Source organism: Flavobacterium sp. BFFFF1, from assembly GCF_002256285.1.
Lineage (GTDB): Bacteria > Bacteroidota > Bacteroidia > Flavobacteriales > Flavobacteriaceae > Flavobacterium.
Window position 1 is genome coordinate 116,146 of sequence record NZ_NKJE01000012.1, and the last position, 13,363, is coordinate 129,508.

Consider the following 13,363-nt stretch of genomic DNA (forward strand, 5'->3'; position numbering starts at 1 on the left):
ACCTGTTTGAAATGAATATATTTTACAAGGCCTTAGTGCCAATTTTCCTGTTGCTGTCATTTGTAGCTTTTGGCCAGGGTGGTGCTTCTTCCTGTGCAGCATTGCAAGCAGATTTTCAGCAATACCAATCCTGTGCCACCAGTATCCCATTTACCAATTCCACAAACAATCCGAGTGGGGAGAACTTTACCACCAGCTGTATTGAGGAACCTTTTCAGGGGCCGACCTGGTTTTTTATCAAGGTAAAAATATCCGGAACGATTCAACTGGAAATCAGCCAGGTGAGTAATAATGGAACAGGAACGGACGTTGATTTTGTACTTTGGGGGCCATTTGCCGATTTAAACAGCGTATGCGGCCAGTTAAATACTCCGAATGAAATTGACTGCAGCTGGTCAGCAGCAGCTACCGAACAGGTAACTTTGCCAAACGGCGTCGCTGGCCAGTTGTATGTATTGTTAATAGACAACTACTCCAATGTACCCGGACAAATTACAATTACCCAAACGGGAGGAAATGGAAGCTCCGATTGCGGATTCCTCTCTGCTGTAGACATTCTTGACAGCTTAGGAAATGAGATCACCAATACCAATTACTGTATACCCGATACTAAAGAGTTGGTAGCGACGGCAGACACCAGCGATTTCACCGGTGATCTTGCCAACTACAGGTACAATTTCAAATGGTACAAAGATGCCGTGCTCATTAGTACCGTAACCAATTCTACTTCCAGCACAAATACGATTACGGTGAATCAGACCGGTGTCTACAGTGTCGATATGACCGCTTACGACAGCACGGACACCACTGTGGACCCTAACACGCTCGAAGTAAGTTCTGACGATATTAGCCTCACATTTGTAGACGCACCCGATATTACCCTCCAATCTACGGCAACCTGCCTTGGGGATTCTCCTGTATTACAAGCTATAGACAATAATGCAAATGTCCAGCTCTATTCTTATCAATGGTTTCGCAACAACAACGCGATTCCGGGCGCAACAGCCGGCTCGTTTTCACCAGCAATGCCCGGCGCATATTTTGTCGAGGTTTCAAACTCCATTTGTACCCCTGTAAATTCTAACACCATTGCGATCTACGCTACCCCGATCGTCCAGGCCGATCCAGGATCTGCGATTTGCGAAGGCGACAGTTACGACATCGGCGTCGATGTGGCAAACATAAGCGACCTTACTGCTGTGCAATACCAGTGGTTTAAAGATGGTGTACTCATGCCCGGCGTAGACACCAACCATCTCGTCGTTTCAGCTGCCAATCAAACTCCAAATACCACCGCACAATATCAGGTGCAGGTTACCGAACAGGGATCGTGTAGCGCGTTGTCCAATAATGCTGTGGTAACCGTAAATGCAAGGCCCCAGCTCAACCCTACGCCGGTGACACTGGAACAATGTGACTACATTGCCCCAAACAACGACGGCGTCGCAGTGACAAATCTTACGCAGGCCTACAATGCCCTGACAAACAATAATACGCAGTATGTCCTGAGTTACTTCGTTGATCCCGGATTGACGCAAGCGGTCGATAATCCCGCAGCATTTGTGAACAGCACACCAAATCAGACCATTTATGTCACTGGTATTATCCCGAATCAAAATCAGGGATGTACATCGAATACGGCAACCATTTCGCTCATTGTGAATCCTACAGCTGTCGCGTCGTATACTAACATGGCGCCCGTTTGTCCCGAACTAAACAGTAATTTCGGCTATTTGGACTTTGACGCCCAAAGACAGGTGATCAAAAACACCTTTTTCCCAACAAACAACGTTAGTATTGATTTCTATGCCAACGAAAACGATGCGTCAGTAGAGCAAAATGCGTTAACCAATACATCTCAATTGCCAATAGGCACAGCTGTAATCTATTCACGGGTCGAAATGGGGAACAATTGCTTCGAAGTGGGCACGTTCAGCACCCAGATTTACACGCCGCCGGTACAGACCTTAATTCCGGACGAATCGATCTGCGCATCGGAAACCATTGTACTTTCTTCAAAGGATGCAGCAGCGCTTGCCGGACAAAATAACGCCGTACAGGTTTCGTACTTTCACTCGTTCGATGAGGCAAAAGACAATGTAAATGTCATCCCGAAAAACAGTGCCGTAAGCCTTCCTGTCGGCGATAATGCGATCTTTGCAAGACTGGCGGATAATAATTCGCAGTGTTTGTCCATCGTTGATTTTAACATTTCGGTCTTTGCCAATCCCATTCTGGTACAACCCAGCGCCATTTCCCTTTGCGGAGACGCTACAGCAGTCTTCAACCTGAATTCCAGGATTCCTCAAATTACAGCAGGGAATCCAAATTACCAGGTCACCTTCTACGAAACACCACAGGACCTTGCCAACGGAAATGCCATCGCAACGCCTGACGCATACGAATCGGCACCAAAAACCATTTTCATAAAAGCAGTCGACCCAACCAACAATAGCTGCGCGTCAACCACTTCACTGGTTTTAAATGTTTTTCAAAGTCCGGGCAGCACGAACAATCCAGAAGTGATTCAGGTGTGCAGCAGCGACGGTTTTGCCGAATTTGACCTGACCAAAAATGAACAGGAAATGGCGGGAAATACACCCCTTAACGAAATCGAATTCCGGTACTACATCGACCCGGATGATGCCGACGAAAACAACGCAAATACCATTTCAACTCCTGAAGCGTTCACAAACACCACCGCGTTGGAGCAGATAATTTACGTACGGTTAAACGGCAGCGACCGAATTGACAGCGAAACAGGCATCGCGTGTTACAGGATCCTGGAACAGCAAATTTTCGCACGCCCTTATCCTGAAAACAAACTGTTTGATTATCCTTATAAAATTTGCGTCGACATCAACAGCAGCGTGGTAAATCCGGCGGTTGTCGATGCAGGACTGCCCAACAGCGATTACTATTTTATTTGGTACAATGGGTTTGATGCCGTAGCAGGAAACGAAATTAATGGCGCCAACGGAAACACCTTCACCACCGGCACGGAAGGCGAATATTCCGTGCGGATTACAAACGTCACCAATTTGGCATTATGCCAGACCGTAGCGAACTTCACCACCCGAAATTCGTTCGTGCCATTTTCAATCCAGGGAAATCCGACAGAACTTATTGCTTTTGAAACAGAAAATACTGTTACTGCAATAGTGACGCCCGAATCAGACGACTTCGAATACATGATTGACAACACGCCATGGCAGGACAGCAATGTATTTACCGACATCCCGGAAGGCATTTACACCTTACGCGTCAGGAATAAATACGGCTGCGGCGAAATCAGCACGATGATTGCAGTCGCTGACTACCCGAGGTTCCTGACACCAAATGGCGATGGCTACAACGACACCTGGAACATTGGCGGAAGGATTGCACTTGACCGTTCCAATGTATTTATCTTCGACCGCTTCGGGAAACTCGTGAAAGAGATCGCGGCCAATGAGACCGGATGGGATGGCACTTATAACGGAAAGCCCATGCCTTCCGACGACTATTGGTTCCGCATCAACTACACCGCCGGCGGACAGCAAAAAGAATTTCTCGGACATTTTACGCTGAAAAGATAATACCAAAGGCCGTTCCCAGAGCGGCTTTGCTATTTCTGTAAAAATTGTCATTTGATTTTCTTAAAAATCGTACTTTTGCGAACTGAAATTTACCCTCATGATTATACCGAAAACATCGGAAGAAATTGAAATTATGCGCGAAAGCGCGTTATTGGTTTCCAAAACACTGGGCATGATCGCCACCGAAATCAAACCGGGAATAACCACGTTAGAACTGGATAAAATGGCGGAGCAGTTCATCCGCGACCACCAGGCAGTTCCGGGATTTTTAGGCCTTTATGGCTGCCCTTCCACATTGCTTACCAGCGTCAACGAACAGGTAGTTCACGGATTGCCGACCAACCGCCCTATCGAAGAAGGCGACATCGTCTCAGTGGATTGTGGCGTTTTCAAGAACAATTATTATGGCGACCATGCCTACACCTTTGAAATCGGCGAGGTAGATCCCAAAACGAAAAAGCTGCTTCAGGTTACCAAAGAATCATTGTACATTGGAATCCGGGAGTTTAAGGCCGGAAACCGCGTAGAAGACATCGGGCATGCCATACAGAAATATACAGAGTCACACGGTTACGGCGTCGTACGCGAGCTTGTAGGCCACGGTCTTGGCGAGAAAATGCACGAGGATCCCGAAGTGCCTAATTATGGCAAACGCGGACGTGGAAAGTTGTTCGTCGAAGGCATGGTGATTGCCATTGAACCGATGATCAATATGGGAACCAGAAACATCAAAACGTTAAAAGACGGCTGGACAATTGTGACGGCAGATAAAAAACCAAGCGCCCATTTTGAGCACGATGTAGCCCTGGTCAATGGCAAACCGGAATTACTGTCTACATTTGCCTATATCTATAAAGCGCTGGGCATCAACTCTGATGAGGAAAATGAATTCCGTAAAGTACCCCTGGTAATCTGATGAAAAAAATCTTCAAATTTATCCTGAATACCATTCCGAGACCGTTGCTTATCCGGTTGAGCTATATTGCGCGTCCCATCCTGGCAATGGCCTTGAAAGGGAACAAATTTACCGATCCTATTGACGGCAAAAGCTTCAGGATGTTTCTTCCTTATGGCTATGGCACCCAGCGCAACAATGTCCTCTCACCCAGCACCCTTTCATTGGAAAGGCACCGCCTGCTTTGGCTGTACCTCAACAACGAAACGGATTTCTTCACAGCACCGAAAAAAGTACTGCACTTTGCGCCTGAACAGGCATTTTATAAGTTGTTCCGAAACCAGAAAAACCTCGATTATACGACAACAGACCTGTTCTCGCCTTTAGCCGATGTCAAAGCTGACATCTGCGACCTGCCTTTCGAAGACAACACCTATGACATTATCCTTTGTAACCACGTGCTTGAGCATATTCCCGACGATACCAAAGCCATGCAGGAACTGTACCGCGTCCTGAAACCCGGAGGGATGGGCATTTTCCAGATTCCGCAGGACCTGTCCCGTGAAAAAACATTCTCTGACGACACCATCACCGACCCTAAGGAACGCGCTCAGATTTTTGGGCAATACGATCACGTACGCGTGTATGGACGCGATTATTTTGACAAGCTCAGAAGCATTGGTTTTAAAGTGGTGGAAGAGGATTACACTAAAAAACTCACTCCTGAATTGGTTAACCGGTTTTGCCTCGCACCAGGCGAAATCATCCCCGTCTGCTTCAAATAAGAAACAAAAAAACCTGCCCGTTGAAAGGCAGGTTAGATTCATCTGGTTTTTACTTTTTTAGATTTTCTCCGGCATCAGGATGCCAATTACTTTGTCTTTTGAAAGGTATTTTTTGGCTACGTCCTGAATATCTTTGGCGGTAACGGCCTTAATCCTGGCCTCTTTTGTCAGGATCTCTGCAGGACTAACACTGTTGGTATAGGCAGCAGTAAAGTTTTCCATCCAATAGCTGTTCTCCTTGATATTTTTCTTGTAATCCAAAAGCTCCGCCTCTTTGTATTTTTCGACATCTTTTGCCTCAGGTCCCTTATCGATAATTTTCTGCAGTTCATTCAACGCAGAAGTCACCAGTTTATCTGTATTCTCCGGTCCGCATGGGAAGCCGATTGTAAAGAAATAACTGCCGTAAGGCACTTTACTCATGTTGCCATACGCGCTGATTCCGTATACCCCGCTTTCATTCTCCCTGAGCTGCTCAATAAGCTTAATGGTTAGGACTTCGCCTAATGCTTCGAGTGCTAACGCTTCTTTGGCAGAATACGTGGCATCGCCATAATACATGATCGTCACGTTGCTTTTCGGATCGGTCCCTTTGTTCACGACTTTCTTTAAATCCCCTTTTGGCATCCGGTAACCCAAATCCACTACTTTGTCCTTCCTGTCAGTGGCAGGCAGGGAGGCGAGATACTTCGCAGACAACGCCTCAATCACTTTTTCATCCACATTCCCAACGAAATAAAATTCAAAATCTCCCGCATTCGCAAAGCGTTCTTTAGCCTTGTTATACGCCAGTTCATAATCCGTGGTTTTCCAACTCTCGTCATCCGGGAAAATGCCGTTGAATCTTGGATTGTCTTTAAGCAGGTACGAATAAAGTTCTTTCTGGAAGAAGACGCCCGGCTGTGAACTCAGGTTTTTATAAAACGCGGACTGCTTCTGCTTGTACCCTTCAAACGCTTCCTGATCCATGTTCAAATCGGTAAAATAGGCATACATGGTTTGGAACATGTACTCCAGGTCTTTCGGTGTCGCACTGCCGCTCATGCCCTCAGTCACATCACTGATGTAAGGGTAAACACTCGCGATCTTGCCCGTCATGAACTTATTGATATCGTTCAGTTTCAATCCTGAAAATCCTGCTTCAGGCAACGCACCATTGGCAAAATTTGTCTTCTTTGCTTCCTCGTTGCTGTATTGGTTTGTACCGCCCCAGCTGACTGCTTCCATCAGGATCTCGTCGTTTTTGAAATCGGTTTTCTTGTAAGTGACTTTCGCACCATTGGAAAGGTAAAGCGTCGTTGAACCAATTTTCGCATCGCTTTCTTTCTTAACGATACTTCCCGGCTTAACGTCTTTTCGCAACAATCCCGTGGCCATTTCAGTATCCTGATACGGCGTGATGTCGCTGTCATTGATTTTAATGGCCTCCAAAACTTCCTGTTCCGTTACTTTTTTCAATCCGTCTTTTTCCGGCCCTGTGATGATCACCACGCGGTTATCTTCCTTGATATACTCTTTCAGGAAGCTGGTTACATCGTTCAGCGTGATTTCAGGAATCATTTTTTGTGCTGCCTTATACTCCCATTCTATTCCGGGTACTGGCCTGGATTGAAGGAAATACGACTGGTACTCTCCGACGAAATTCTGCGATTCTGTTTTGTCCCTGTCGTTATACGATGTCTCGTATTCTGAAAGGAACTGGGATTTCGCACGATCAAGTTCGCCTTGCGTAAAGCCAAATTTCTTAGCCCGTGCATTCTCTGTAACCAGTACCTTCAATGCGGACAGCTGCTTGTCTTCCTGCGGCATGGCGACAGACTGAAAGGCTTCCTTAGTCCGGGCATACGTACGTCCGTGGTACGAGTAGCCATAAGTAAACGGAGGGGTTGGCGAATTGGTCAGTTCAGCGAAACGGTTGTTTAGCATCGAGGTAAAAAGTCCTTCCATAAGGCTTTTCTTGTAATCATCGACGGTCACCATCACTTTAGGAAGCCCATAGTCTTTATACATCAACTGTACATTACTGTTCGATGCTTCCTTGTCGCTTTCAATGGCTACAAAAGTTTCTTTGTGGTTTGGAACGTCAAAAGTTTTTCGCGGCTTTTCATTCTTTGGATTTTCATATGCTGAAAAATGCGCCTTGATTTTCTTTTCCATTTCAGCGACGTCGATGTCCCCTACGACAATCACACTGATCAGGTCCGGGCGGTACCAATCCTTATAAAAACTGACGAGTTTGTCGTATTTGAAGTTTTCAAGGATGTCTTTCTTCCCGATGGGAAGCCGGTCCGCATAGTGGGATTGGTACAGCATCTTCGGCATGTACCGGCCCAACATTCTTTTACCGGCGCCCAAACCCAGACGGTATTCTTCTAATACCACGCCACGCTCCTTGTCAATTTCGTCCGGCGTCAGGTTGGCATTAAACGCCCAGTCTTCAATAATCTGGAAGCCTTTTTCAAGCTTATCGGGATCATCTGACGGAATCGGTAAAAAATAAGCCGTCTCGTCAAAGCTGGTGTACGCATTCAAGTGCTGCCCAAATTTTACCCCAATGCTTTGCAGGTAATCCACCAGCTTGTTTTTTGGAAAACGCTTGGTGCCGTTAAAATTCATGTGTTCCATAAAGTGTGCCAACCCCTGCTGGTCATCTTCTTCGAGGATAGATCCCGCATTGACCACAAGGCGAAGGTCGACCTTGTTTTCAGGTTTGGCATTTTTGCGGATAAAATACGTAAGACCGTTTGGCAATTTTCCGGTCTTGACATTGGAATCGAACGGAATTTTACTCGTTCCGTTGAAATCCTGAGCGGCTACTGATAGTGGGAAAGCCAGTAAAAGCAGCCAGGTTTTGTGAAGTTGTGTCATGTGGTTTTGTGATTTAATGGCATAAAATAGCAGAAATAACGCGAAAGAATAAAATTTATTATCAATAATTTAACACTATTTTATCCCTACGGTTCTTACAATTTGGCGCATCACCCAATCTACATCATAAAATTTCCTTTTATTTGTTATATTTACGGTAAAGTAACTGCACGATGAAACCATTGTATTTTTTTGCATTCCTGTCCCTATTCGGTCAACAAATCAAAGCCCAGGTTGAAACAGAGATCCCACCCCCTTTCAATATCAAGACGGTTTCCTTCCTGCAAAACGGGCTTAATGTCATCCCGGTTTTCAACATCAATGACTCCTTCCAGTTGCAGTTTGACGATTTGTATGGCAATGAAGCCAATTATTACTACCAGCTGGTTCACTGCAATTACGACTGGACGAAATCAGACCTCTCGGAAAGCGAATACATCGATGGCTTTGACGACCAGCGCATCCAGGACTACCTGAATTCATTCAATACCCTACAGCTGTATTCGCATTACAGGCTTGCCTTCCCCAACAAGTTTACGCGCTTCAGGGTCACCGGCAACTACATGCTCAAAATCCTGAATGAAAACAAGGAAGTGGTCTTCACCAGAAAATTCATCTTGTACGAAGACCTCGTCTCGGTTCCCATGCAGGTCAAAAGAGCGAGAAACCTCAACGTCATTGAATACAAACAAAACCTTGATTTTGCGATTAAATCAAAAACCATACAGTTCCAAAGCCCACTACAGAATGTAAAGGTGCTGCTTTTTAAGAACGCCGAAATCAATTCCGGGATCGTGAATGTGAAACCGCAATACACGATTGGCAACGACCTGATTTATAAATATGATACTGAAACGCAGTTTTGGGGCGGCAACGAATACCTCTTTTTTGAGAACAAGGACATCCGCGGCGCAACCAACAACGTGCTCCGGATCGATGCACAGGACATTTACAATGCCCATCTTTATCCGAACAATGCCCGTGGTTCCAACCCGTACACCTACTATCCTGACATCAACGGGAATTTTGTCGTGAAGAACATCAATGCCGAGAACGACGACATCGAGGCCGATTATGCCTGGGTCTATTTCAGCCTGTCCGCACCGGCTTATTTTGGCAAAAAGGACATCTATGTTACAGGAATGTTCAATAATTATGCCTTAAATGCGGAAGACAAAATGGATTACAATGCGGACAAGGGACTTTATGAAAAAGCCATCCTGTTGAAGCAGGGCTTTACAAACTTTCAATATACCATCGCTGACGCCAAAGGAAAAATTGACCATGAGAACGCCATCGACGGCAATTTTTACCAAACAGAAAACAACTATTTTGCCGTCGTTTACTATCGTGAAAACGGACAGCGCTACGACAAAGTCATTGGAAAAGGAAATACGAGTTCTGTCGACATTACGAATTAATCAAAAATTAACGCGTCTGCCGTTGAATCCATCCAAATTTTCGTAAATTTGAATGTTTTAAATTCTGCCGTACAAATGGTTACACAGATCACCAGAGGGATAAAAATTTCGGTTCACACCAGTTTCGAAGGTACTTACTTCAAGAACCATAAGATTCATTTTGCCTTCAGCTATGAGATTACCATTGAAAATTCCAGTAAGGATTCCGTACAGTTGATCTCCCGCCACTGGGAAATCTTCGATTCGCTGAACGAATTGGAAATTGTAGACGGCGAAGGCGTAATCGGCAAAAAGCCCGTATTAAAACCCGGCGAAAAGCATACCTACAGTTCAGGCTGCCTGCTTTCTTCTCCTTTTGGCGCCATGAAAGGCTACTTCAACATGATCAATTTCACGACCACTCGCAATTTCCGTGTGATTGTCCCAAACTTTCGCCTCAGCGCACCATTCGCACTGAACTAATCAGCATACCAAAACAATCCTGTCTTTTGCAATCGCGTACACGCAATCGTGTGCTTCGGGCGTCATTACGTATGTTCCCGTAAATTCACCAAACGCCGGTAAAATCATCTGTTGGTGCTTTTGGAAAAAACACGGCAGTTTCAGGAATTGCCTGCCCATGCCGCGCAGCTCAATCGCAGGGTGTATGTGCCCGCAGAGATTAAACAATCCCTCACGTTCCTCGGGATGGTGCGTCAGTAAAAATCCGTCCACGATAAGCTCTTCATAGATTCCGATGTCCAGGCCATCATAATGGTCCTGCGAAATGATGTCGTGGTTTCCTGCAATCAGTACCATTTTCGCTTCCGCAGATCGTACCCAGTCCTCAAACAAACCCCATTCCCTATTTTTGTTACTGTGGAAGAGATCACCCATGAAAATGACCGTTTTCGGAGCAAAATACGCCACCACCGCATCCAGCCGATCGAAATTACTCCGAATAGCGCTTTCTGGTATGGCCATACCGTGCTTGCGGAAATGCGAAACCTTGCCCAAATGCACATCGGAAATCAACAGCGTATTGCGTTCTTCCCAAAATACCGCCGCCGACGGATGCAGTATAAACGTATGGCCTGATATCGTGATCGTCTGTGTCATTTTTCGTTTTTCATATAAGACGCCGTCATCTTTGCGATACGGTCTGCCAGTGTTTCGCTGCTGAGTTTCTCGCGCAGCCTGTCGGTAATGATCGGGAAACTGAATGGCGTAGGCTTCGCGCATTTCCGCACGACAACTGCCTGTGCGCTGATCCGTTCCAGTGCCAATATCACCCTGCCCTCTTCCAATTGGTGTTCAAACGTCTCCCGGTACGCCTGCTGCAGCAATAAATTATCGGGTTCATAGTCGCGGAAGACCGCAAACAATAGCTGCGCGCTGCTCTGCAGGTGTTTCGTCTTAATCAGTTGTCCGGGATATCCCGTAAACACCAAGCCGGAAATAACCGCAATGTCGCGAAATTTCCTGCGCGCCATTTCAGTAGCATTCAGGCTCTTCTGCAAATCGTGGTGCACATATTCCGTACTGAATAAATTGTTATCCAGCACCTCCTGCATATTGATTTCCTGGTCCGACAGCAGTTCAAACCCATAGTCATTATACGCCAATGAAAACGAAATCGGCGACAGCAGGCTAATCCTATAAGCCAGCAAACTGGCCAGTGCCTCGTGTACAAACCGTCCCTCAAATGGGTAAAAGATCGCATGATAGCCTTCCCGGGTCTTAAACATCTCAATCAGGAATTCATCCGCACCGGGTACAATCGACTCTTTGCGCTGCCGTGTAAACACAGGCGCCATTGCCTTGAGTTCCGGCGTCAGCTGATCCGTGTTGGCCAGGTACAGCTCCTGCCGCAGCAATTCGCTCATCTGCGCCGAAAAGGACAGCCTGCCGCCCATCCAGCTGGCCAGCTTGGAACTTTTGGCATGGTCCGCGCGCTTCACCAATACCTGCATGTTTTTAACCTTGAACAGTTCGAGTTTCCTGCCTGCAAATGTAAACACATCGCCAGGTTTTAATTTAGAAATAAACCATTCCTCAATCGTACCGATGTAGCCGCCGCTGAGGTATTTCACGTTCATTACGGCGTCCCCTACAATCGTTCCAATTTGCATCCTATGGTGCATCGCCACCCTGCGGCTGTTGATTTTAAACAGGCCGCTTTCCATGATTTCGACTTTCTCGTATTCGTCATAAGCCTGCAGGCTCTGGCTGCCTTTGGTGATAAAATTTAAGAGCCACTGCCAGTGTTCGCCGCTGATCGCCTGATAGCAAAACGTGCTTTTGACTTCCCGGTAAATGTCGTCAGGAAAAAAGCCGTCTGATACAGCAAGCGTGTTCAGGTACTGTACCAACACATCCCAGCTGTTCAGATACGGCATGCGGTCTTCCACCACCGTTGCAGCCACCGCTTTTTTCAATGCAGAGGCTTCGAGCAATTCCATCGCATACGTCGCCAGGAAATGGATTACACTTTCCTTGCCGGGCTGGTGCCCACTGCGGCCTGCCCGCTGCATAAAACGCGCCACGCCTTTTGGCCCACCCACCTGTATGATGCTTTCCACGGGAGCAAAATCGACGCCCAAATCCAGGCTCGACGTACACACCACCACTTTCAACTGTTCATCGCGGATCGCCTGTTCCACCCACAGCCGCGTCTCGCGGTTGATGCTGCCATGGTGCATTGCCATCTCGCCGGCAAACTCAGGGTATTTCTCCAAAAGCCGCTGAAACCAGATTTCGCATGCCGAGCGCACATTGGTAAAAATCAATGTCGTTTTACTTTCCCGTACAATTTTCGCGACCTCATCAATCAGGTGTAGCCCCATATGCCCGCGCCATGGATAGGCATCCATTTTGTCGGGAATAATCGATAGCACTTTGATCTTTTTGTTGATGTTCGCATGGATCAGTACCGAATTGCGCAGTGCCTCTGAATCCACACCAAGCAGTACTTCCCGGGCCTGCTGCAGGTTCCCAATGGTTGCTGAGATGCCCCAGATGCGCATTTGCGGCGCAATGGATTTCAGCCTGGACAATGCCAGTTCCACCTGAACCCCGCGTTTGGTCCCCAGCAGCTCGTGCCATTCGTCTATCACAATCGCAGTGCAGTCCTTGAAGACCTTGTCATACCCTTTTGAGGCCAGCAGCAACTGCAGGCTTTCGGGGGTGGTCACCAGCAGGTCAGGCATTTTGTCTTTTTGCTTCGCACGCTCGCCTGCAGTCGTATCTCCGGTCCTGATGCCCACGGTCATTTTCGCATCGAGGTCTTGTACTACCCTTTCCGCAGCCTGCTTAATTTCTACGGAAAGGGCGCGTAGTGGCGTAATCCAGATCGCTTTCAGCCCTGGTTTGTGCTTGTTTTGGTAGTCAGGGTTATTTTTGATGTAATGCAGCACCACCGGGATCCACAATGCATACGTTTTTCCACTCCCGGTTGGCGCATTCAACAGTCCGTGTTTGCCCTGCAGGAAAGCCGTCCACGTTTCCTTCTGGAACGGGAAAGACTTCCAGCCCTGGCTCTGGAACCAGTTTTCGGCTACATCGAAAAGTAGTGCTCTGTTCATGTTTATTTTTAATCGATTATTTTCTTTTGGAACGATTAAGGCATTAAGAAACATCATTTTCTCACTACCAAAAAATCAAAAACTTTAACGCTTAATTTCCCTATTATCTTAATGGTTAACCTACTTCTATCAATATTTACTGTTACTATTTTTCACCATTAAGGTATTAAGAGCATAAAGAAACATCATTTTCTCACTAACAAAAAATCACAAAATATAGAAACTTATTTCCCTAATATCTTAATGGTTAAAC

At 46.5% G+C, this 13,363-nt stretch carries 8 protein-coding genes; 5 read left to right on the plus strand and 3 right to left on the minus strand.

What is annotated here, in order from left to right; all coding sequences use genetic code 11:
- Nucleotides 1-11 precede the first annotated feature (11 nt).
- The 3 genes from CFE23_RS09515 (at nucleotide 12) to CFE23_RS09525 (ending at nucleotide 5,258) form a co-directional block, all read left to right on the plus strand.
- Nucleotides 12-3,578, plus strand: coding sequence for a T9SS type B sorting domain-containing protein (locus tag CFE23_RS09515; protein WP_291087121.1), 3,567 nt, complete (start codon nucleotides 12-14; stop codon nucleotides 3,576-3,578).
- 97 nt (nucleotides 3,579-3,675) lie between these two features.
- Nucleotides 3,676-4,494: a type I methionyl aminopeptidase gene (gene map, locus CFE23_RS09520; RefSeq protein ID WP_291087123.1), complete on the plus strand. Its 819-nt coding sequence runs from the start codon at nucleotides 3,676-3,678 to the stop codon at nucleotides 4,492-4,494.
- The gene (locus CFE23_RS09525; protein WP_291087125.1) at nucleotides 4,494-5,258 is read left to right on the plus strand and encodes a class I SAM-dependent methyltransferase; all 765 of its coding nucleotides are present in this window, start codon (nucleotides 4,494-4,496) and stop codon (nucleotides 5,256-5,258) included. The genes map and CFE23_RS09525 overlap by 1 nt, the downstream gene beginning before the upstream one ends.
- A 57-nt stretch (nucleotides 5,259-5,315) precedes the next feature.
- Here the strand turns inward: CFE23_RS09525 and CFE23_RS09530 are convergent, their stop codons facing one another.
- On the minus strand, nucleotides 5,316-8,126 hold the full coding sequence (locus tag CFE23_RS09530; protein WP_291087127.1) for an insulinase family protein: 2,811 nt from the start codon (nucleotides 8,124-8,126) through the stop codon (nucleotides 5,316-5,318).
- 173 nt (nucleotides 8,127-8,299) lie between these two features.
- On the opposite strand from CFE23_RS09530, the gene CFE23_RS09535 reads away from it, so the two are divergent.
- Together CFE23_RS09535 and apaG are read left to right on the plus strand one after the other, a co-directional pair.
- On the plus strand, nucleotides 8,300-9,547 hold the full coding sequence (locus CFE23_RS09535) for a DUF5103 domain-containing protein (RefSeq protein WP_291087129.1): 1,248 nt from the start codon (nucleotides 8,300-8,302) through the stop codon (nucleotides 9,545-9,547).
- A 75-nt stretch (nucleotides 9,548-9,622) separates the two neighbouring features.
- Entirely contained in the window at nucleotides 9,623-10,009 is a 387-nt protein-coding gene (gene apaG, locus CFE23_RS09540) for a Co2+/Mg2+ efflux protein ApaG (protein ID WP_291087131.1), read from the plus strand.
- Here the strand turns inward: apaG and pdeM are convergent, their stop codons facing one another.
- Nucleotides 10,010-10,645, minus strand: a complete 636-nt coding sequence (gene pdeM, locus CFE23_RS09545; protein ID WP_291087133.1) for a ligase-associated DNA damage response endonuclease PdeM — start codon at nucleotides 10,643-10,645, stop codon at nucleotides 10,010-10,012. It lies immediately after the preceding gene.
- Nucleotides 10,642-13,110 (minus strand): ligase-associated DNA damage response DEXH box helicase, encoded by a 2,469-nt coding sequence (locus tag CFE23_RS09550; protein WP_291087135.1) that lies wholly within the window; start codon nucleotides 13,108-13,110, stop codon nucleotides 10,642-10,644. Before CFE23_RS09550 ends, pdeM begins: the two co-directional genes overlap by 4 nt.
- Between the last annotated feature and the right edge of the window lie 253 nt (nucleotides 13,111-13,363).

What these genes read in the sequence shown, in the direction of transcription:
- CFE23_RS09515 (WP_291087121.1), top strand. Translation starts at nt 12, where the DNA reads ATGAATATATTTTACAAGGCCTTAGTGCCAATTTTCCTGTTGCTGTCA.
- map (WP_291087123.1), top strand. Translation starts at nt 3,676, where the DNA reads ATGATTATACCGAAAACATCGGAAGAAATTGAAATTATGCGCGAAAGC.
- CFE23_RS09525 (WP_291087125.1), top strand. Translation starts at nt 4,494, where the DNA reads ATGAAAAAAATCTTCAAATTTATCCTGAATACCATTCCGAGACCGTTG.
- CFE23_RS09530 (WP_291087127.1), bottom strand. Translation starts at nt 8,126, where the DNA reads ATGACACAACTTCACAAAACCTGGCTGCTTTTACTGGCTTTCCCACTA.
- CFE23_RS09535 (WP_291087129.1), top strand. Translation starts at nt 8,300, where the DNA reads ATGAAACCATTGTATTTTTTTGCATTCCTGTCCCTATTCGGTCAACAA.
- apaG (WP_291087131.1), top strand. Translation starts at nt 9,623, where the DNA reads ATGGTTACACAGATCACCAGAGGGATAAAAATTTCGGTTCACACCAGT.
- pdeM (WP_291087133.1), bottom strand. Translation starts at nt 10,645, where the DNA reads ATGACACAGACGATCACGATATCAGGCCATACGTTTATACTGCATCCG.
- CFE23_RS09550 (WP_291087135.1), bottom strand. Translation starts at nt 13,110, where the DNA reads ATGAACAGAGCACTACTTTTCGATGTAGCCGAAAACTGGTTCCAGAGC.